Annotated in this window: 23 protein-coding genes; 7 read left to right on the forward strand and 16 right to left on the reverse strand. The window is 33.3% G+C overall.

From position 1 onward, the window contains the following. The 16 genes from RSB60_RS03395 to rpsF form a co-directional block, all read right to left on the reverse strand. Window positions 1–560, reverse strand: a 560-nt coding sequence (locus RSB60_RS03395) for a PTS transporter subunit EIIB (protein WP_332614552.1), incomplete at its 3' end; no start/stop codon positions are given. A 131-nt stretch (window positions 561–691) separates the two neighbouring features. Beyond that, entirely contained in the window at window positions 692–1,531 is an 840-nt protein-coding gene (licT, locus tag RSB60_RS03400; RefSeq protein WP_332614554.1) for a BglG family transcription antiterminator LicT, read from the reverse strand. Window positions 1,532–1,673: 142 nt separating this feature from the next. Next, the gene (locus RSB60_RS03405) at window positions 1,674–2,255 is read right to left on the reverse strand and encodes a DUF3221 domain-containing protein (protein ID WP_332614556.1); all 582 of its coding nucleotides are present in this window, start codon (window positions 2,253–2,255) and stop codon (window positions 1,674–1,676) included. Window positions 2,256–2,312: 57 nt separating this feature from the next. Next, window positions 2,313–4,004, reverse strand: coding sequence for a phospho-sugar mutase (locus RSB60_RS03410; protein ID WP_332614558.1), 1,692 nt, complete (start codon window positions 4,002–4,004; stop codon window positions 2,313–2,315). A gap of 70 nt (window positions 4,005–4,074) precedes the next feature. Further along, window positions 4,075–4,341 (reverse strand): HPr family phosphocarrier protein, encoded by a 267-nt coding sequence (locus tag RSB60_RS03415; protein ID WP_323382256.1) that lies wholly within the window; start codon window positions 4,339–4,341, stop codon window positions 4,075–4,077. A 61-nt stretch (window positions 4,342–4,402) separates the two neighbouring features. After that, window positions 4,403–4,879 (reverse strand): 23S rRNA (pseudouridine(1915)-N(3))-methyltransferase RlmH, encoded by a 477-nt coding sequence (gene rlmH, locus RSB60_RS03420; RefSeq protein ID WP_323382255.1) that lies wholly within the window; start codon window positions 4,877–4,879, stop codon window positions 4,403–4,405. After that, on the reverse strand, window positions 4,876–5,958 hold the full coding sequence (locus RSB60_RS03425) for a S1C family serine protease (protein ID WP_332614560.1): 1,083 nt from the start codon (window positions 5,956–5,958) through the stop codon (window positions 4,876–4,878). The genes rlmH and RSB60_RS03425 overlap by 4 nt, the downstream gene beginning before the upstream one ends. Then, the gene (locus tag RSB60_RS03430; protein ID WP_332614562.1) at window positions 5,909–6,703 is read right to left on the reverse strand and encodes an MBL fold metallo-hydrolase; all 795 of its coding nucleotides are present in this window, start codon (window positions 6,701–6,703) and stop codon (window positions 5,909–5,911) included. Before RSB60_RS03430 ends, RSB60_RS03425 begins: the two co-directional genes overlap by 50 nt. A gap of 2 nt (window positions 6,704–6,705) precedes the next feature. Next, window positions 6,706–8,226: a M23 family metallopeptidase gene (locus tag RSB60_RS03435; RefSeq protein WP_323382252.1), complete on the reverse strand. Its 1,521-nt coding sequence runs from the start codon at window positions 8,224–8,226 to the stop codon at window positions 6,706–6,708. Between the two features lie 25 nt (window positions 8,227–8,251). Next, window positions 8,252–9,598, reverse strand: coding sequence for a replicative DNA helicase (dnaB, locus tag RSB60_RS03440; RefSeq protein WP_332475190.1), 1,347 nt, complete (start codon window positions 9,596–9,598; stop codon window positions 8,252–8,254). Between the two features lie 8 nt (window positions 9,599–9,606). After that, complete coding sequence (gene rplI, locus RSB60_RS03445; protein WP_323382250.1) at window positions 9,607–10,053, reverse strand: 50S ribosomal protein L9; 447 nt, start codon at window positions 10,051–10,053, stop codon at window positions 9,607–9,609. Next, window positions 10,031–12,004, reverse strand: coding sequence for a DHH family phosphoesterase (locus tag RSB60_RS03450; protein WP_323382249.1), 1,974 nt, complete (start codon window positions 12,002–12,004; stop codon window positions 10,031–10,033). Before RSB60_RS03450 ends, rplI begins: the two co-directional genes overlap by 23 nt. Continuing rightward, the gene (locus RSB60_RS03455; protein ID WP_332614565.1) at window positions 11,988–12,920 is read right to left on the reverse strand and encodes a DUF2232 domain-containing protein; all 933 of its coding nucleotides are present in this window, start codon (window positions 12,918–12,920) and stop codon (window positions 11,988–11,990) included. Before RSB60_RS03455 ends, RSB60_RS03450 begins: the two co-directional genes overlap by 17 nt. A gap of 54 nt (window positions 12,921–12,974) precedes the next feature. Then, complete coding sequence (rpsR, locus tag RSB60_RS03460) at window positions 12,975–13,205, reverse strand: 30S ribosomal protein S18 (RefSeq protein WP_078710771.1); 231 nt, start codon at window positions 13,203–13,205, stop codon at window positions 12,975–12,977. An 18-nt stretch (window positions 13,206–13,223) separates the two neighbouring features. Continuing rightward, window positions 13,224–13,691: a single-stranded DNA-binding protein gene (ssb, locus tag RSB60_RS03465; protein WP_323382247.1), complete on the reverse strand. Its 468-nt coding sequence runs from the start codon at window positions 13,689–13,691 to the stop codon at window positions 13,224–13,226. A gap of 12 nt (window positions 13,692–13,703) precedes the next feature. After that, window positions 13,704–13,994 (reverse strand): 30S ribosomal protein S6, encoded by a 291-nt coding sequence (rpsF, locus tag RSB60_RS03470; RefSeq protein ID WP_332614568.1) that lies wholly within the window; start codon window positions 13,992–13,994, stop codon window positions 13,704–13,706. Between the two features lie 189 nt (window positions 13,995–14,183). Between rpsF and RSB60_RS03475 the strand changes: the two genes are divergently transcribed. The 7 genes from RSB60_RS03475 to RSB60_RS03505 all read left to right on the forward strand — a co-directional run bounded on the left by RSB60_RS03475 (window position 14,184) and on the right by RSB60_RS03505 (window position 20,299). Further along, on the forward strand, window positions 14,184–14,495 hold the full coding sequence (locus RSB60_RS03475) for a hypothetical protein (RefSeq protein ID WP_323382245.1): 312 nt from the start codon (window positions 14,184–14,186) through the stop codon (window positions 14,493–14,495). Between the two features lie 80 nt (window positions 14,496–14,575). Beyond that, on the forward strand, window positions 14,576–15,133 hold the full coding sequence (locus RSB60_RS03480) for an ECF-type riboflavin transporter substrate-binding protein (protein ID WP_323382244.1): 558 nt from the start codon (window positions 14,576–14,578) through the stop codon (window positions 15,131–15,133). A 74-nt stretch (window positions 15,134–15,207) separates the two neighbouring features. Then, window positions 15,208–16,917 carry an ABC transporter ATP-binding protein gene (locus RSB60_RS03485; RefSeq protein ID WP_332614570.1) on the forward strand — a complete coding sequence of 570 codons (1,710 nt, stop codon included), beginning with the start codon at window positions 15,208–15,210 and terminating at the stop codon, window positions 16,915–16,917. After that, complete coding sequence (locus RSB60_RS03490; protein WP_323382242.1) at window positions 16,907–17,740, forward strand: energy-coupling factor transporter transmembrane component T family protein; 834 nt, start codon at window positions 16,907–16,909, stop codon at window positions 17,738–17,740. The genes RSB60_RS03485 and RSB60_RS03490 overlap by 11 nt, the downstream gene beginning before the upstream one ends. Window positions 17,741–17,754: 14 nt before the next feature. Then, window positions 17,755–18,600 (forward strand): SAM hydrolase/SAM-dependent halogenase family protein, encoded by an 846-nt coding sequence (locus RSB60_RS03495; protein ID WP_323382241.1) that lies wholly within the window; start codon window positions 17,755–17,757, stop codon window positions 18,598–18,600. 10 nt (window positions 18,601–18,610) lie between these two features. Beyond that, window positions 18,611–19,450, forward strand: a complete 840-nt coding sequence (locus RSB60_RS03500) for an SAM hydrolase/SAM-dependent halogenase family protein (protein WP_323382240.1) — start codon at window positions 18,611–18,613, stop codon at window positions 19,448–19,450. Between the two features lie 96 nt (window positions 19,451–19,546). Then, window positions 19,547–20,299 (forward strand): N-acetyltransferase, encoded by a 753-nt coding sequence (locus tag RSB60_RS03505; RefSeq protein ID WP_332614572.1) that lies wholly within the window; start codon window positions 19,547–19,549, stop codon window positions 20,297–20,299. The last annotated feature ends 11 nt before the right edge of the window (window positions 20,300–20,310 follow it).

The raw sequence follows: 20,310 nt of genomic DNA on the forward strand, positions 1-20,310 counted from the left end.
ATTGGATAACATAATGCTGCTCCAATTACCAATCCTACATAAGGTTTTAAGCCAAATTTTTGTGCTGAACTGTACCCAAGCATAACTGGTAAGAACATGAACATTGCATCACCAATAGTTGTAAGTAAAACATCTGCGCCACTTCCTGGCGCATACCAACCAAACACCAAAAATAAAGCATTAAAGCCTTTAAGCATTCCAGCTGCTGACATGACTCCTAAAATTGGTTGAAATATACCAGAAACAATATCAATACATTTGTTAAGGAAACCTTTACTTTGTCCACCTTGTGATGAAGAATTATTTTCACTAATTCCTGCAATTTTACAAACATCTTGATATACCTCTGGCACATGATTCCCAATAACAACTTGATATTGTCCTGCTGATTTAATAAGCGTCACAACACCATCAAGATTCTTAATCACTTCATCATTTGCTTTCCCTGAATCTTTTAACTGAAAACGTAAACGTGTAATACAGTGTGTTAAGGAAGAAATATTTTCTTTTCCCCCAACATTTTTAATAATTTCTTTTGCCAATTGCTCATACTTTCCCATTTTAATGACCTCCATTTTCGTTATTAACAGTAAAGTTGAAATATGAAGGTTTAGCCAACTGAATGTAACTACCCAGAATTTAAGTTATTTTAATTATGCACCCCTCCTTTTATTTATATTCATTATTGAGACTACTTATTCTTCTGAATAATTCGTTCAATATGAATGACTAAATAACATTGCTCCTCGTTTGACAAATCATAACTATAGTTATTGAATACAAATGCCTTAATTTTGAGCACACAGTTATAAGCTTCTTGATATAGTTTCTTTATTATTTCTAATAAATCATCGTTTTCATTTCCATCATAGGATGTATTTGTCAGTAATCTTTGTGCAAAAAACTTCAAATGCGTGATGAAGCGATAGTAATATGGGGAATCCTCATTAAATGTAACATTGCATGTATATTTAACAATATTCAAGATTTCTTGCATGAACTTCGTCAATCCTTGAATATCTCCAACACTTGATTCCATTTGGGCATTTACTAAATGAAGTGCAATGAAACCAGCTTCATCATCTTGAAGTGATACCCCAAGTTGTTCATTAATTATTTCTAATGCTAATTTCCCAATTGCATATTCTTGTGGATAAAATCGTTTGATTTCCCATAAAAGTACATTTTTTACATCGATTCCTTGCTTACTTCTTTCAATGGCTGTATGAATATGATCACTAAGTGTAATTACTGCTGTTTCATTTAATTTTTTATCCAGTTTGTTTGTAGCTAAATGAATGATATTCATCGCTACATCTATTTCTTGAAGTGGAATTTCATTTAATAGTTCTACAAGTTGTTGATTTGTCCCTGTTAATGATAAAACAAACTCTTTCTCAATGAGGTTTGGATCAAAGTCATCATCTGCATGTTTTCTAAAACCAATACCTCTTCCCATATAGATGTGTTCTTGATTTTGTTCATCCAATACAATGACAATATTATTATTTATGACCTTGTATATTTTCATGTTTCCCCCTTTTAGCAAAAAAACTTACATATCCCCACTAAAAAACAATGAGTTGATATGTAAGTTTAGCTTACCTTCACGTAATAACTACCTACGCGTTGATATTATCATACAAATTTATTTAATGCAATCGCTTTCTTTATTATTTTGCACTAAAGCGATAAAATGATCCGTTGATGAAAATGTCTACATTATTTTCATCAACGAATTGATAGGAATACCCAGTGCCAAAGTTGGATTGATCATCTTTAACTGGAATCATTGAACCACTAACTTGACTATCAATCTCTCCATCCATGACCCCACAACGTTTATCAATATCACTTAGTTGATTTGTATCAAAATATAGCTTTCCCTGAATCATTACCATTGGAATCAAATCAACTGGATTATTTTCATTCAACAAAATAGCATATACATTTTTAATTTGACCTGGATAACTTCTAAGAACAATTCCATCATAAATAACTTTAACTTGTTGATTTATACTGAAATTTTTCATACTATCGTTAAGTTTCGTCTTTAAAGATACCCAGTAAAGAGTACTTTCATCTTCATTTTGAGTCATTATGAGAATTGAATCTTCACTGACTTCCATCACCGTTCCAATAATAAATGGTTTATCTTTTAAATCATTCATTGTCATGGGACGATTCATGTACAACATGTATGCACTAATAATTAGTAAGATTACAATAGAACCAACAATCCATTTTTTCTTCATGTTGTTTACCTCTCTCTATTTATCATGTTAGTATTTTGCACGGGTTTCTATGAATAATTAAGCGGTTATCTTTTTCATTTCTTCATGATAGATATTAGCTTTTTCTTTTACCTCATCAAAATTTGAACCTTTAATACAGAAGTAAATTTTACATTTTGGCTCAGTACCACTTGGTCTTACCGCAATCCAACTGCCATCTTCAAGATAATATTTTAAAACATCAGAAGGTGTAAAACCAACTAGTTTTGAAGTGATGCCATCTTTCATGACTTCCATTGTGCCATAGTCTTCCCATCCCATTACTTTTTTACCTGCAATACTTTCAAGACGGTTGTTTCTTAAATCAGAAATAATTTTCTTGATTTTCATAGCACCTTCTTGTCCAGCTAAAGTAATTGAAACTTGTGATTCATCATATGTACCCAGTTTTGCATATAAGTCATGAAGTACATCCACTAATGTCTTACCTTGTTGTTTGTAATAAGCAGCAGCTTCTGCCAACATAAGACAAGCTTGTTGTGCATCTTTATCACGTACAAATGGTGAAATCAATGAACCATAACTTTCTTCATATCCAAATACATATTCTTTTTCATGATTAATTTCATATTTCGCAACTTTTTCGCCAATAAATTTAAATCCTGTAAGAGTCTTTTCTGTTTCTACATGGTAACTATCTGCGATTTTTTCACCTAAATCACCTGTTACAACTGTATTAAACATAACGGCATTTTTAGGCATTTTCCCTTTCGCAACCAATTGACTCAAAATATACTCAATTAAAATTGCTCCTGATTGATTTCCTGTAAGAATTTGATATTCACCATTACTCTTAACACCTACTCCCATACGGTCAGCATCAGGATCACAAACCAGAATAATATCTGCATCATTATTTTTAGCATATTGTATCGCTAATTCATATGCTCCTAATTCTTCTGGATTAGGTGTTTTTGTATTTGAAAAATCTGGATCTGGATCACATTGTTCAAGAACTGGAATACAAGTATATCCTGCAATATCATAAATTGTTCTTACTGGTATATTGCTAGTCCCATGTTCTGGAGAGAACACAATTTTAATATCCTTTTTCACATTTGGATTTAATTGAATACCTAAAACATCTTGAATATATTGTTCATCAATTTCTTGTCCAATCATCGTGATTAGTTTTTCTTGTTCTACAGTTGGATTAGCTTGAATTGATAATTCATCTTCAATTGCATTAACACAATCAATAACTTGACTAGCAAGTGCAGGAACTAATTGACAACCTTTTTCATCATAAAGTTTGTATCCATTATATTCTTTAGGATTGTGTGAGGCAGTAATCATAATTCCGCCAAAACAATTTAATTTGCGAACAGCATATGAAAGTTCTGGTGTTGGTCTTAAACTTTCAAACACATAGGATTTTATATTATATGTTGCTAAAACTCTTGCTGAATCTATCGCAAATTCTTTTGACATATGACGATTATCGTAGCCAATCGCTACCCCTCGTTTCATCGCTTCTTCTCCATAAGAGGCAATGTAGCCAGCGAATCCAGCATTTGCTTTGCGGATTGTATGAATATTAATACGATTTGTTCCAGCACCTAAAATGCCACGCATTCCTGCGGTACCAAATTCGATATTTGTGTAAAAAGCATCATTCTTTGCTTTTTCATCCATACCTCTTAATTCATCAACTAATTTTGAATCTGTATTCGAGTTACTTAACCATCTTTGATATTTTTCTTCTATCATATTTTTCTCCTCGTTTTGAAAAAAAGGAAGATGCATTAAGGCATCTTCCTTTAATTATATTTTTTTATACCTAAGCGATGACTTTTTGAGCGCGTAGTACTTCTTCGATTGTTGCGATAGCTACTTCTTCATCTTCACCTTCGCAAGAAACTACGACTTCAGATTGTGTAGGAATACCTAAAGACATTACACCCATAATAGATTTCATGTTTACAGTACGTCCTTTATAAGCCACTTTGACTTCACTTTTGAATTTACTTGCTGCGTTAACTGCTACTGTAGCTGGACGAGCATGTAATCCAACAGGGTCAATTACCAACACTGAAATTTGTTTCATTTTTCTAATCCTCCTGTTTACTGTCTTCATTTTAAACTAAAAACTGCTAACTTACAAGAAGTTACTTGTGATAATTTTCGTTTTTCGTGATTTTATAGGCTCTATAAATTTGTTCTACCAATAAAAGACGAACAATTTGATGTGGAAACGTACATTTAGACAAGCACCAACGCACATTTGCACGTTTAATCACCTTTTGACTATATCCAAGTGATCCTGCAATCACAAAAGTAACTTTACTTGATTCATAAATGAATAAATCGGATAAAACCTTACTAAACTCTTCAGATGAATATTCTTTTCCATGTAAATCAAGTGCAATGACAACTTCATCATCACCAATCTTTGATAGAATTGCATCACCTTCTTTTTCTTTAACTATTTCTTGTTCAGCTACAGATGCATTGGGAGCACATGGATAATCTTTTACTTCTATCCATTCAAGTTTAGTATATGGACCTAATCGTTTACAATACTCGTCAATACCATCTCTTGTATATTTTTCTTTAACTTTTCCAACCGCAACTATCTTAATCATTCAATAGTAACGAGGAATGTAATGTCTTCGTTATCACGAGAAACTATTACTTCAACTTCATCTCCTGGATTAAGTGCATATAAAGCTTGGCGATAAGTCTTAAAGGATGTAATTTCAGTATCCCCTAAACGAACAAGAATATCATTTTTTAATATTCCTTTCTCACTCGCTGGTGTACCCGATAATACATTTGTGACAAGAACACCTTTTGTACGATCAAGTGGAAGACCTAAATAACTTTTTTGGTAAACTGATAATTGGGCAATATCTTTTCCTTCAATCCCTAATATTGGGCGTTTTACTTCACCCGTTTGTTTAATTTGTTCTACAACGGGGATTACTTCACTAATAGGAATAGCAAAGGCAATTCCTTCATATCCATCCGTAGTTAATTTCATTGTAGTAATTCCAATAAGATCACCACTTAAATTGATAAGTGGTCCACCACTATTACCTGGATTAATTGCTGCATCTGTTTGTAATACAACCATTTCCCAGTCAATAATGCCGTCGTTGTTCAAATCAACAGGTACAGTTCTATCCAAACCTGAAATAATGCCAAATGTAACAGAGCCTTGGAAATCTTGTCCTAGTGGAGACCCCATTGCAACGACATATTCACCTTTTTTAAGGACAGTTGATTCACCTAAATTAAATGGTTCCACTTCAAATGTTGGGGTAACTTTCAAAACTGCCAAGTCGGTTAATTCATCACTACCTAATAAATTCGCAAGCAATACTTCACCATTATCAAATGTCACAAAAATCTCAGTAGAATTCGCAATTACGTGCTGATTTGTAACAATGTAGACGCCTGTATCATCTTTACTGTAAACGACACCACTTCCGATTGAAACAAGATTTTCATGTGCACTACTTGTAACACTAACTACCTTCGATTCTGTCTTACTTATAACGTTTGTTAAATCTGAAGTAAATCCATTAATTGTATTGTTATTGTATACTTGTGTGGGCTTGGTAGGAGTTGTATCAGTACTTTTTAATTGACTAATTTCAAAAGCAAGATAACTATTCCAAACCAAGAGCACAACAATGAGAGCTATGAGAAACTTTTTCATTTCCTTCTCCTCCTTGTACCATGACAAACTGATCCGATGCAATTATAACTAAATCTTTATTTAAATTCTTTTTCTTCATTAATGCTTCAGTATTTACTTTTAATGCTTTTTGTCGTGTGTTTGCTTCATCAGAAATATGTGCCAAAAAGATTTGCTTTGTCTTTTCAGTAACTATGTTCATCAATACCTCTGCACAATTTTCATTACACAAATGTCCATTATCTGAGAAGATACGTTGTTTTACAAAATGTGGACGTCTTGATTCCATCAACATTTTCAAATCATGATTACTTTCTAAAATAATGTAATCTGCTCCTATTAAATAAGAATAATAACTCTCATTCAAATATCCTGTATCGGTAATATATACTAACTTTTCTGTTTCACTTTCAATCACAAAACCCATCGTTTTTTCAGCATCATGACTTAATGGTAATGGTGTAATCTGCAATTTCTTAATTTGAAAAGATTCAAATGGCTCTAGAATATGAAGATTTTTACATCCATTAATTTCAAGTGCAGAATAAACTTCTTTATTTTTAAACATTTGGATTTGACTAACATGATCGACATGTTGATGTGTTACTAAGCACGCATCAACATCATCGATTTCAATTCCTAATTCGCGATAACAATTTTCTAAATATTTTCGTGTTGATCCACAATCAATCACAAGTGTACAATCTTTATCTTGAAGTACAAAACTATTACCTTTTGACCCACTACAACATAATGCGAATTTCATAGTTAACATGCCAAGAATCCATCACATGGATCACGTCTTCCACCTGGTGCTGTAGGATCTAGAATAAAGAAGTGAACATGTGGACCACTTGCTCTACCTGTCATTCCAATTTGGCCAATGATTTCACCCTTGTCCACAATTGTTCCTACAGGAACATCTGATAATTTGTTCATATGTCCATAGTATGTTGATAATCCATTACCATGGTCAATAATAATATAGTTACCATTGGTTCCATTATAACTAACTTCAACAACCGTACCACGGTCTGCAGCATAAATGTTACCATATCGTTCATAACGATTTTGAATATCAATTGCTCTATGTCCAGCATAACATCCCCAACGACAAGTTATGTTTGGATTATCAATAGGCCAACGGAATGATCCTGTACCTTGACTTGGAATTGCCATTGTTCCTACATAAATAATTTCTTGTTGCGGTTGTATTGTTACAATTGAGGAAACTTCTTCCCCAGAATAGATAACTCCATTGATCCAAGTTTCTTCATACAATGCATTTTTAGAACCTACTTTTGCTTCTTGATAAAGTTCTTGTTCATTAGTATACATATCTTCTTTCTCAATATAGAGTGTTGAAGCTGGATACTCAATTTCTTTTCGAAGTGATTCCTTTTTAACTACCACATCCAATGGTGGTTGAAAATAAGTAACATTTAACTTCATACCTGGGGTTAATACTTGATCAATCCCTGATAAAACATCATCATTAATATTTACAATTTGTTGTGCTGATAGAGCTCCATTTTTAGAACCTACCCCTTCAATAGTATCTTGATTTACAACAGTGTAGTATTGTTTTTCAACACCTTTTCCGTATTTCAGGAATTCTAAAATTTCACCTTCTGTTGTCATTATTTCATCCGGTGTTGCATACGCTTTTTTAAGTGAAATATCTTGTAGTATTTCAATACTCATATCACGTTCACCATAAGTAGTAAGTGAGGGAACAGTTTCATTTTTTAAAATTCGATTAAGTGACTGCTCATCAACAAAATAAAGTAAATATTTGTGAAGTGCATCCTCATATTTTTTTACATCATCTACATAAATAACCGCAATAACACCATTTTCATCTGATATTTCAATAGCGTTTACTTCGACAGTAAATGTATTTTTATCCTTAATGTATTGAATGATTTTTTCATCAATATTTTCATAATTTGTATAGCTTAATTCTGTAACTTCATATAAATCTTTTCCGATATCCAAATTTGTATTAGGAAACGTTTTTTCATATGATTCTTTATAAACAGTATCTAACATTGCTTCAATTGATTTAGAATCATGAAGAACTCCTAAAAGTTTTCCATTATCATATATTTTAGTAATTTCTTTTGGTTCTTTATTTACATCAATGATGGCTTGAGGCAAAATCGAAGTTTCCACTTGTTGATTTGCTTCAACACTTCTCTGACTATCGCCAAACCCAATCATTGGTGCAAGATAAACAATCGCAAGACTAGCTAGTGCTGCAATTAAAATAGGTAGTATCTTTTTCATCGCATCCACCCTTTCTATTCTTTATTTATTGAGAACGATCTACATTATAGAACGCATTGATATCTGCCTTGAATGCAACATCTAAACGGCGTGTTGCTCCATTACGATGTTTAGCTACATCTACTTCGACAGTTTCAATACCATTCTTAATTGCTTCCTCTTTTTTCTCATCATCATAATATGATTCTCTAAACAATAAGATAATCATATCCGCATCTTGTTCAAGTGCTCCAGATTCACGTAGATCCGACATCATTGGTCGTTTATCTGTACGTTGTTCTACTCCACGTGATAATTGCGATAATGCAATTACAGGAACTTTAAGTTCACGTGCAAGAGCTTTTAAATTACGTGAAATTTCTGATACTTCTTGTTGACGATTATCCCCATTTTTACCATTTCCTGTAATTAACTGAATATAGTCAATTAAGATACACGATAATCCATGTTCAGCTTGAAGCTTACGACATTTTGAGAATATTTCAGACACCCTAACTCCTGGTGTATCATCAATAAATATTTTAGTTGATTTTAATTCTGTTACAGCCTCAGATAATTGATTCCATTCACCACTAGATAAATATCCTGTTTTTAAATGATCACCTAAAACTGTACTCTTTGCCGAAAGAATACGACTGATTAATTGTTCAGCAGGCATTTCAAGTGAGAAAATCGCAACTGCTTTTTTAGTTTCAATTTGTGCCATATTCATTCCTAAATTAAGTGCAAACGCCGTTTTTCCCATTGAAGGACGCGCTGCAAGAATAACTAAGTCACCTGGCTGAAACCCATGTGTTAAGCGGTCTAAATCTTTAAAACCTGTCGCAACTCCAGTAATTGGCGAATGATTATCTGCCATTTTTTGAATATTTTCGATAACAGAATTAATTACTTCTGTTCCTGTTCTAAAATCACTAGTACGACGATTTCTAGTAACACTTAAAATTCTCTTTTCTGCACTATCTAAATAATCATCAATATCAACTTGTCCATCTAATCCTTCTTCTGCAATAACTTGTGATGCTTCAATTAAGCTACGCATAAAAGCTTTATTTTGAATAATTTCAGTGTATGTTTTTGTATTTGCACTTGTTACTGCGGCATCACAAAGTTGCATCAAGTATTCAACTCCACCAACTTGTGATAAGCGATTCATATCATTAAGACGTGTAGAAACCGTTGTCATGTCCACTGGTTTACCTTCTGCATGCAAATCGAAAATTGCCGCAAAGATTTTACGATGGGCTTCTAAGTAAAAATCTGAATCTTGTAACCCTTCATCAGACACAATAGTCATACTATTTTGATAGACCATTAATGTCCCTAGTAAGGATTGTTCAGCTTCTAAACTATTGGGCATTTGACGATTCATAGTTTTTCCTACACTTTCTCTTTAATCAAGCACTTAATTTCTCCAATTACATTTTTATATAACTCCACTTTTACATGTGAATATCCTAAACTTCCAACTGGATTTGTATCAATAAATTTACGTTTATCTACATGAATATCATATTTCTTAGCAAGTTCTTCAACAATTTGTTTTGTTGATATTGAGCCAAATACTCTTCCATTTTTACTATTTAATGTAAATTCTAATGTGATTTCTTTTAATTTTTCTTTTAATTCTTTTGCCTTTTTTTCTAATTCAGCTTCATTTTGTCTTTGTTCTTCCTTTTGATCTTGAAGAATTTCCATACTTTTATTTGTAGCTTGTACTGCAAATCCTTTCGCTATCAGAAAGTTTCTTGCGTAGCCATCAGCTACTTCAAGGATTTCTCCTTTTTTTCCTACTTTTTTAACATCATTCAACAGGATGACTTTCATTTCCTTCAACCTCCTCGATATACCGGCTAATCGCATCGATTAACTCGTCTTTTAATTCTAACACATTTGACCCATTACGTTGAAGTGCTGCAGCGGTTAAATGTCCTCCACCATGCATATTTTCCATGATACGTTGAACATTTACTTTGCCCTTACTTCGCGCACTTATTGCGATTTGTTGGTCATTAATCTTCGCAATAACAAAACTTGCTTGCACATCTTTAATTTGCAAAATACTATCTGCAACTTGTGACATAATCGAACGTGAAATAACACGGTTTTCAACCGGTGCTATCATTATACCCTTTTCATACTGTTCACAGGTACTCATTATTGAAGATTTCATCGCAAATTCAGAATACGTATCTTTCAAGTAATCATCAACAACAAGTGGATCGGCCCCTAGGGAACGAAGCATACTCGCTGCTTCAAACGTTCTACTTCCAGTACGCACCTTAAACCGATTTGTATCAATAATAATACCGGCATACATAATATTTGCCTCAAGTTCATCAATTTCAATACGATTTGATAAATATGGAATAAATTCTGATATAAGCTCTGATGTACTTGATGCTCCTGCTTCTATATACACTAGTGTTGGATTTACTTCTAAATCTGCACTACGACGATGATGATCAAAAATCGCAATTTTGTTAGCTCGTTCTAACACTTGTGAACCATTTGATTGTTTAAGACTATGGTGGTCCACCATAATTACTAGAGAATCATCACGATATTGATTAATTGCTTCATTTTCAGTTACAAATTGATGGCGAGCAGCTAATTCAACCTTGCCACTTTCCATAACTGCAGCTAGTTTTTCTTCAATACCACCTGTTTTCGCAATGATACAACAAGGTTTATTGTAAGCTTGAACAATACGACTCATTGCTATTGCTCCACCAATACAATCAAAGTCTGCTTCTTTATGACAACAAATAATGATATTTGATGATTTTTGAATCAAATCTTTCAATGTGTTCGCCATGATTCTAACACGTACACGGCTTCGTTTTTCAACGGCTTCAGAACTACCACCAAAATACTTCACATCTTCACCAGAACGACGAATCGCTACTTGGTCACCACCACGTGCTTGTGCCAAATCAAGTAATTGAATAACCATTTCATCCAATTCTTCATAATTACTTGTACCACGAGCAAATGCCATTGATAGTGTAATTGATACATCCAGTTCTTGTGATGCTTTTTTTACAGTATTTAAAATACTAAAGCGATCATCTACTAAAGTTCTAAAAATTGCTTCATTTAAAACAACCATATATCTATCATTCTTCAAACGACGAAGTAATAATCCATGGCTTTTACACCAATCGATGACTGGTTGACGAATACTTGTATTAATACTTGATGTTAGCTTTTCATCTTCATAACGTGTTGATTCTTCATAATTATCTAAATTAATAAGTCCAACTACGACCTTTTCATCTTCATACGCATTTTTAAATTCCTTTGTTTCTGTTATATCCTTGAAGAATAAAACTTGCGCATCCTCTTTACGATGAACTAAATAAATATGATCATCCAATGTAATTTCTATTTCATCTGCTTTACCCGCAATTAAGTCATCTATTTCTGGAAGCCATACAAGTAGTTTTTTACCTACTCGATTAAAACCTCTTTCATCAAATAGATCACTCATCCAAGTGATTACATAATTATCATCATAAGAAACCATTCCTGTTTCGCCAAATAAGAAGGCATCTTTTGCCTCAGTTCCTAAAATACGAGTAACTCCTAGATTTCTTTCTTCACTATCATTTTCAAACGTCTTAAATAAAATCGCAAATGCAGCAATTTCAATAATCGTAATTAAAATAGAGGCGATGACATTAACATCCCACATTAGTTTAAAGAAAACAATTAGTATCACTTGAAACACAAGTAATAAAGTTACCTGGATTTTCAGTTTATTTAGTTTGTCCATTTTGAACCCTCCTCAAAAGATTCTCACGCCAGTCCGTGGTAATATATAAAAATCCAAAAAATGCTAATGCTGGTATAGCTATTTGCATAAACAAAATCAATCCAATCATAAGATATAGACTAATATTCTTTTTGAATTTCGCAGCACCTAAAATCACCGCTCCTAAATATCCAAATCCAATTAAATAGATATTTGAAATGATTAATACAATCATCGCAAGCACTTGAATATTTTGTTCTAATGGTGTTCTAAGTCCATACTCTGCTACTGCCCATCCAACTAACGCAACATACCCTGTCCATTTTGGAGCATTAATTTGTGACAAGGGTTTTGCCTTTGGAATATGAAAACCAAAGCGTGTAAGCATCAAACGTGAAATCACGTGAATAAGTAATCCTTCTAATACACCTGCAAAAATAACACTAAAGCCAACTGATACTTTAATAAGTTGAGTCACATCAAATGCAAAAGCCACTCCTGTTGAACCAATAACTTGATTCATCATATCGCCAATGGTTTTAATTTCCATATTTATATCATAACCGAAAAAAGACGCAAATAAAACTGTTGTTACCAAACTTGATATGACTGAAATAGTCATTGTAACAAACAATAATTTACGATTATTCCAACCTACTTTTACACCATTACCATAAATAAGTCCTGATATAGCTGTAACCGCAAAATAATAGATTGATTGTGGTGTTCCTAAAATCAGTGTTAATAATACCATAGCTGATAAAGGCAATATTCCATCTTTCCATCCATATTTTGCAGTAAAGAATACCATTGGTAAAGGTAAAATCCAAGCAAATAATTCTAGAATACCTGCAAATTGACGATTAATTAAAATAAGGACTCCTACAAGCGCAACCATCATTGCGCCATCAGTTATCTTTCTTACATTGTTATTCATGGTTCACCCTCCAAAAGTTCAAAAACCTCCATCATACCGACGGAGGTTTAGTTATTAGTCATTAACGTATGGTAATAATGCCATTTGACGAGCACGTTTGATTGCTGTTGCTAACATACGTTGATATTTAGCACGAGTTCCAGTTACACGTCTTGGAATAATTTTTCCGTTAGCTGAAACGAATTTCTTCAACAATTCGATATCTTTATAGTCGATAGAAGTTACATTATTTTTTGTGAAATAACATACTTTCTTACGTCCCATTCTTTGTTTTTTAAATGCCATGGTAGATAATCTCCTTTCTTAAAATGGTAAATCATCACTAGATATATCTAGAGATGGTCCAGCGTTGAAATCTTCAAAACCGCTGTTGTCCGCTTCATAACCAGATGATTCCATCCCTGAATAAGATGGAGTATCAAAATTTGAAGGTGAACGGTTTTCAGAAGCAGATCTTGATTCAAGCAATTGACATGAATCACATACAACTTCTGTAACATATACCTTTTTACCATCAGTACCGTCGTAATTACGTGTTTGGATACGTCCTTCAACTCCAACTAGTGCTCCTTTTTTAGCATATTGGCCTAAAAAGTCAGCAGTTTGGCGCCAAGCAACGCAGTTAATAAAATCAGCTTGTCTCTCTTGATTTTGTCCTGATGTTCTACGATTGCAAGCAACTGTGAACGTCGCAACAGAAAGTCCAGATGACGTTTTTCTTAAATCAACATCTTTTGTTAGTCTTCCGACTAAAACGACACGATTAATCATTAGGGATACCTCTTAGTTTTCGTCTTGTTTAATAATCATGTAACGAACAATGTTTGCATTGATATGCATTAAACGGTCAAATTCTTTAACAGTTTCATTGTCAGCTTCAAATGTTACTACAACGTAATAACCTTTGGTCATGTCTTCTATACGATACGCAAATTCTTTCACGCCCCACTCGTCAACATTTGCAATTTTACCACCACCGTTAGTGATGATTGCATGCATTGTTTCGATTACTTCTTGGCGTTTAGCATCTTCTAAAGATGCATTTACGATGTACATGACTTCATATTTTCTCATGTGTACACCTCCTTATGGTCTATTGGCCTATACTTAGGCAAGGAGTAGACGATTTATCTACCCGTGCCTATGATTTTATCATACCTCATCTTGCTTGTAAACTTTTTTCATTAAAAACCCTCGATTTAAAGCCTTTTTTCTTCACTTTCTCACATATATCCTGTACTGTTAATCTATAAGGAGTAATTTATGAAAAAAAATAAGATATTAGCAATCACATTTACCATCTTGGCATTACTTGTAACACACCTTGCTTGCATTATTATTACCCATGATTACGTCCAAGGTTATTATGCTGCAAAATATATGGGTGCAAGTGCTCCTGCTGAGTTAGCATTTCTATGGTTAATTCCTTTTGGATTTGGTACTTTGCTCTTCACAATGTTGGCAATTTCATTTTATCGAAAGTATAAGATGAGTCTTGTTCAACACGATAAATCATCAACTTTGAAGAATCCTACCAACATTCCTGAAAGTATTGATGAAAATACCAAAAAATAACTGCAAAATAGCTAATTTATCATCTTTATTTATTGTCAAACTATGCTAGAATTATAAGGTACATTAAGGGGGTACGACAAATGACAAAGAAAAGTTTATTCTCAACAAAAACTATCGTTGCAACTGGATTAGGTGCTGCATTGTTCATGGTTCTATTCATGTTCGTTAAAATTCCTTCACCAGTTCCTGAAACAAATCTACAAATTGCTTATGGTGTATCAGCATTCTTTGGTGCAGTGTTTGGACCAATCTGTGGATTCTTAGTAGCATTTATTGGTCACGCATTAAACGACTTCATTAGCTATGGTGCTCCTTGGTGGAGCTGGGTAATCGCTTCTGGCGTTGCTGCTCTAATCGGTGGTGCCGCATACTTCATGATGGATGCAGAAAGTGGCAAAATCGGAAAAACAGAAATTTTAAAATTTTGCATCGTAAATATTATTGCTAACTTTGTAGCTTGGGTAATCGTTGCTCCAGTATTAGATATCGTAATCTATTCTGAACCTGTTAACCTAGTATTCGCTCAAGGTGTTGTAGCATTTATCCTAGATGCTATCTGTGCTTGTGTTATTGGTTCATTGTTACTTGTTGCATACGCAAAAACAAAGACAAGTAAAGGTTCACTTACAAAAGACTAGAACAATATAAAGGTAAGTAGATGAGCTAATTGTAAAGTTAGCTCATTTACTATTTAGAAAAGGAGAGATTAATCATGTCAAATCCCGTGATACAATTCAAAGATTTTTCATTTCAATACTATTCACAGGCTGAACCAACACTTCACAATATTAATCTAACAATCAATCAAGGCGAGAAAATTTTAATTGTTGGTCCTAGTGGCAGTGGTAAAAGTACACTCGGAAATTGCCTAAACGGTTTAATTCCCTTTGCTTATAAAGGCAGCATTCAAGGATCTTTACTCGTAAATGATATTGAAACCAAAAATTCAACTGTATTTGATTTATCAAAACAAATTGGAACTGTATTACAAGATTCAGATGGACAATTCGTTGGACTTAGTGTTGCAGAAGATATTGCTTTTGCACTTGAAAACGATAATGTACCTCAGTCTACTATGAAATTAAAAGTAGAAAAAATTGCTGAACTTGTTTCTATGGAAACACTTCTACAAAATAACCCTTTTGAACTATCCGGTGGTCAAAAACAAAGAGTTTCACTTGCTGGGGTAATGGTTGATGATGTAGATATCTTACTTTTTGATGAACCACTTGCAAATTTGGATCCAGCTACTGGGAAAACCGCTATCGAATTAATCGATGACATTCACAGCGAAGGAAAAACAATCATTATTATTGAACATCGTTTAGAAGATGTACTTCACCGTCATGTTGATCGTATTATTGTTATGAATGAAGGAAGAATATTAATGGATGATACACCAGATAATGTATTGTCTAGCAACATTCTTTTGGAACAAGGTATTCGTGAACCACTTTATATCACCGCATGCAAATATGCTGGAATTAAAATAACACCGGATATGAAACCAGAAAGCATTCATAGTTTCAATATCGAAAAGAGTAAAACACAACTACAATCATGGTTTAAAGCTCATGAACGTACAATGCCTTGCCCACAAGAAAAATCATTACTAGAAATTCGCAATTTGAATTTTAGTTATGATGGCAATCGTCCTATTCTTAAAGATGTATCGTTTACAATTAATGAAGGTGAAATGCTTGCTATCGTTGGGAAAAATGGTGCTGGAAAAAGTACCTTATCCAAGCTAATTGTTGGTTTTGAAAAAGAAGACAGTGGCTCAATTTTATTGGAAAACCAAGATTTGGTTAACTATACAATTAAAGAAAGAGCTGAACATGTTGGAATTGTTCTTCAAAATCCAAACCAAATGATTTCAAAGAATTTGATTTTTGATGAAATAGCGCTTGGACTTAGAATACGTGGATTAGCTGAAGAAGAAATTGAACAACGCGTTACTTCAGTTATGAAAGTTTGTGGATTACTTCCATTTAGAAAATGGCCTATCAGTGCATTAAGTTATGGACAAAAGAAACGTGTTACTATTGCATCTATTCTTGTGTTAAATCCCAAAATTTTAATTCTTGATGAACCAACAGCAGGTCAAGACTATCATCACTATTCAGAAATCATGGATTTCTTAGAAAATTTAAATAAAAATGGTCAGACAATTATACTAATCACACATGATATGCATCTCATGCTTGAATACACACCACGTGCCATTGTTCTTGCGAATGGTCAAAAACTCGCAGATACAAAAGCCTATGAAGTATTATGTGATGAGCATTTAGTTGAAGAAGCAAACTTAAAAGAAACTTCATTATTCGAACTTGCGATAAAAGCAGAAATCTCTAATCCTTTGAAGTTTGTGGAATGCTTTATTCTTGCAGAAAGAGGAGAACGTCATCATGAAAATTAAACTGTTCTCTTATAATCAACTTGATACATTTATTCACCATTTAAGTGGTCTTACCAAACTAGTATGTTTCTTATTCTTAACAACTACAGTTATGTTGACCTACGATATTCGTGTGATTCTCTTTGTTTTAGTTTTATCATTTGCGATGTTTAAAGTAGCAAAGATTCAATTTAAACAAGTAAAGCTTATGTTGATTTATGTTTTCATCTTCTTATTCACAAATTTTATTTTGACATTTATCTTTGCTCCAATGCAAGGTGTTGAAATTTATGGAACTGAACATATCTTGTTTAGAATAGCTGGTCCTTATGTGGTAACACTTGAACAACTATTTTATCAAACAACTAAACTTCTTAAATATTTATCTGTAATTCCACTGGGTATTATTTTCTTTCTTACAACAAACCCAAGTGAACTTGCTTCATCATTAAACAAAGTTAAAATTAGTTATAAAGCTTGTACAGCATTATCTCTAACTTTACGATATTTTCCCGATGTTCAACGTGATTACCACTCGATCTCACTTGCACAACAAGCACGCGGAATTGATTTATCAAAGAAAGAGAAAATCACAAAGCGTTTCAGAAATATCTTAACAATTTTGACACCACTTATTTTCACAACACTCGATCGTATCGAATTAATTACGAATGCAATGGAATTAAGAGGATATGGAAAATATAAAACAAGAACATGGTATTCATATCATCCATTAACACGGAATGATGTTCTAGCTATGCTTGTTTGCTTGGCTATATTTGTTGCTTCATTGTTAATTAGTGCATTTGTAAATCATGGCATTTACTTTAACCCATTTATTTAAAAGGAGAGAAATTTATGGAAAAACCAATTTTAGTATTTCAAACAGACTTTACATACAAAGAAGGTGCTGTATGCGCTATGTATGGTGTTGTCAAAAGTGTAGATCGTTCATTAGAAATCATGGATGGTTCTCATGAACTTCCACAATATGATACATGGTCTGCATCATATCGTTTATACCAATCAATGAAATTCTGGCCAGAAGGTACAATCTTTGTATCTGTTGTTGATCCAGGTGTTGGAACTGCAAGACGTGCATGTGTTGCAAAAACAGCCGATGGCTACTATATCGTTACACCAGATAATGGTGCATTAACACATATAAAAAAATATGTAGGAATAACTGAAGTTAGAGAAATTGATGAAACAATCAATCGCCTTAAAGGCAAAGGTACTGAAGGCGTTGCGATTTTCCATGGCCGTGACTTGTTTGGCTACTGTGCTGCAAGACTTGCTTCAGGCATTATTACTTATGAACAAGTAGGAGCTACTTATCCACTTGATGAAATCGTGACTCATCCAATTTTAGAACCTACTCTTTCAACGAACAAAATAGAAGGAATCTTTGAAATCAATGACCCTAACTTTGGTAACTTATGGACAAATATTCCACTAAGCATGATGAGTGAAGCAGGATTCAACTATGGCGATATGATTAACGTTGAAATCAAACATAATGGTGAAACTAAATTTAACCAACCCGTATTATTCCACAAATCATTTGGAATGGCTAAAAAAGGCGAACCTATTATTTATAACAATGAACTTATGAAAGTTTCAATGGCTGTGTCCATGGGAAATTTCGTAGAAGAATACCACTGTGACTTTGGTTCTGATTGGACTGTCACTTTCACTAAATAGGAGAAATTATATGAAAAAAACATTAGTATTACAATCTGACTTTGGCTTAGTAGATGGCGCTGTTAGCGCAATGGAAGGCGTTGCCTTCAGCGTTGATGATAGCCTTCGTATTAGAAATTTAACACACGATATTACTGCTTATAATATCTTTGAAGCTAGTTATCGCTTATTTCAAACTGTAGAATATTGGTCAGAAGGTACAGTCTTTGTATCCGTTGTTGATCCAGGTGTTGGTTCACAAAGAAAAAGCGTTGTAGCTCTTACAAATGCTGGACATTATATTGTAACTCCAGACAATGGCACACTAACGCATATTAAAAAATACATGGGTATTAAAGCTGTTAGAGAAATTTCAGAAGTAACTAATCGTCGTGCAAATACAGAAGCAAGTTATACTTTCCATGGTCGTGATGTTTATGCATATACAGGTGCTCGTTTAGCTTCTGGTACAATTTCATTCGAAGAAGTTGGACCTGAATTATCAGTTGAAAGAATTGTTGAATTACCTACTGTTGATACTGAAATTACTGAAGACTCAGTAAAAGGTTCTATCGATATTCTTGATGTTCGCTTTGGTTCATTATGGACAAGTATTGAACGTGAAGAATTCTTGAAAATTAATCCTAGCTATGGTGAACGTTTAGAAGTTACTATTTATAACAATGATATGTTGGTTTATCAAAACCAAGTTGTTTATGGTAAAAGTTTTGCCGATGTAAGAATTGGTTCTCCAATTATATACATCAACTCAGTTTACCGTGTTGGTTTAGCAATTAACCAAGGATCATTTTCAAAAGCTTACAACATTGGTGTTGGAGCTCAATGGAGTGTTGAAATTAAAAAAGCATAAGAGATGGCTATTCAGTCATCTTTTTTATATGTTGACATAAGATGTCAGTTTTACTGTGCTACACTTATCCTATAAAGAAATATAAAGGAGAAAATCATGGAACTTATCAAAATCACCAAAGATAATTTAGAAAGCGAACATATTTGTTGTGCCATCTCAAATAATAATGATATTCAAGTAAAGGCTAAAAAATCGTGGATTGAATCCCAGCTTAATGAAGGTCTTGTATTTTTAAAATGCAATGTCCGCGGCAAATGTTTTATCGAATATATTCCTGCTGAAAATGCATGGGCTCCTATAGATGCTGATAATTACATGTACATTAATTGTCTTTGGGTATCTGGACAATTCAAAGGACAAGGATATTCAAATCTTCTTCTAGATGCCTGTATTAAAGACAGTAAAGAAAAAGGAAAAAGTGGACTTGTTATTTTATCATCAAAAAAGAAACAAGGATTTCTAGCAGATTCAAAATATCTAATATATAAAGGATTTAAACAAGCAGATATAACTGATACATCCTTTGAACTTTACTACTTACCTTTCTCAAAGAATACACCACTTCCTCAATTTAAAATGTCTGTAAAAAACAAGCCTAAGCAAACAGGATTTCTATTAACATATACCCATCAATGTCCATTTACTGCTAAATATGTTCCACTTATCGAAGCTATCGCAAACCAAAGAAATATCGACTTCAAAGTCAAACATATTCAAACAAAAGAAGAAGCACAAAAATGCTCTATTCCATTCACCACATATTCTCTTTTCTATAATGGAAAATTTATAACTCATGAGATTCTATCTGCTGCAAAGTTTGAAAAAATTCTTGAATCAATGGGGTTGTAGTAAATAGAACA

The sequence above is a fragment of the Anaerorhabdus sp. genome (assembly GCF_036657415.1).
Taxonomy (GTDB): Bacteria; Bacillota_I; Bacilli_A; order Erysipelotrichales; family Erysipelotrichaceae; genus Anaerorhabdus.

Coding starts and splice junctions, on each gene's coding strand:
- licT (WP_332614554.1), bottom strand. CDS start 1,531: ATGAAAATATACAAGGTCATAAATAATAATATTGTCATTGTATTGGAT.
- RSB60_RS03405 (WP_332614556.1), bottom strand. CDS start 2,255: ATGAAGAAAAAATGGATTGTTGGTTCTATTGTAATCTTACTAATTATT.
- RSB60_RS03410 (WP_332614558.1), bottom strand. CDS start 4,004: ATGATAGAAGAAAAATATCAAAGATGGTTAAGTAACTCGAATACAGAT.
- RSB60_RS03415 (WP_323382256.1), bottom strand. CDS start 4,341: ATGAAACAAATTTCAGTGTTGGTAATTGACCCTGTTGGATTACATGCT.
- rlmH (WP_323382255.1), bottom strand. CDS start 4,879: ATGATTAAGATAGTTGCGGTTGGAAAAGTTAAAGAAAAATATACAAGA.
- RSB60_RS03425 (WP_332614560.1), bottom strand. CDS start 5,958: ATGAAAAAGTTTCTCATAGCTCTCATTGTTGTGCTCTTGGTTTGGAAT.
- RSB60_RS03430 (WP_332614562.1), bottom strand. CDS start 6,703: ATGAAATTCGCATTATGTTGTAGTGGGTCAAAAGGTAATAGTTTTGTA.
- RSB60_RS03435 (WP_323382252.1), bottom strand. CDS start 8,226: ATGAAAAAGATACTACCTATTTTAATTGCAGCACTAGCTAGTCTTGCG.
- dnaB (WP_332475190.1), bottom strand. CDS start 9,598: ATGAATCGTCAAATGCCCAATAGTTTAGAAGCTGAACAATCCTTACTA.
- rplI (WP_323382250.1), bottom strand. CDS start 10,053: ATGAAAGTCATCCTGTTGAATGATGTTAAAAAAGTAGGAAAAAAAGGA.
- RSB60_RS03450 (WP_323382249.1), bottom strand. CDS start 12,004: ATGGACAAACTAAATAAACTGAAAATCCAGGTAACTTTATTACTTGTG.
- RSB60_RS03455 (WP_332614565.1), bottom strand. CDS start 12,920: ATGAATAACAATGTAAGAAAGATAACTGATGGCGCAATGATGGTTGCG.
- rpsR (WP_078710771.1), bottom strand. CDS start 13,205: ATGGCATTTAAAAAACAAAGAATGGGACGTAAGAAAGTATGTTATTTC.
- ssb (WP_323382247.1), bottom strand. CDS start 13,691: ATGATTAATCGTGTCGTTTTAGTCGGAAGACTAACAAAAGATGTTGAT.
- rpsF (WP_332614568.1), bottom strand. CDS start 13,994: ATGAGAAAATATGAAGTCATGTACATCGTAAATGCATCTTTAGAAGAT.
- RSB60_RS03475 (WP_323382245.1), top strand. CDS start 14,184: ATGAAAAAAAATAAGATATTAGCAATCACATTTACCATCTTGGCATTA.
- RSB60_RS03480 (WP_323382244.1), top strand. CDS start 14,576: ATGACAAAGAAAAGTTTATTCTCAACAAAAACTATCGTTGCAACTGGA.
- RSB60_RS03485 (WP_332614570.1), top strand. CDS start 15,208: ATGTCAAATCCCGTGATACAATTCAAAGATTTTTCATTTCAATACTAT.
- RSB60_RS03490 (WP_323382242.1), top strand. CDS start 16,907: ATGAAAATTAAACTGTTCTCTTATAATCAACTTGATACATTTATTCAC.
- RSB60_RS03495 (WP_323382241.1), top strand. CDS start 17,755: ATGGAAAAACCAATTTTAGTATTTCAAACAGACTTTACATACAAAGAA.
- RSB60_RS03500 (WP_323382240.1), top strand. CDS start 18,611: ATGAAAAAAACATTAGTATTACAATCTGACTTTGGCTTAGTAGATGGC.
- RSB60_RS03505 (WP_332614572.1), top strand. CDS start 19,547: ATGGAACTTATCAAAATCACCAAAGATAATTTAGAAAGCGAACATATT.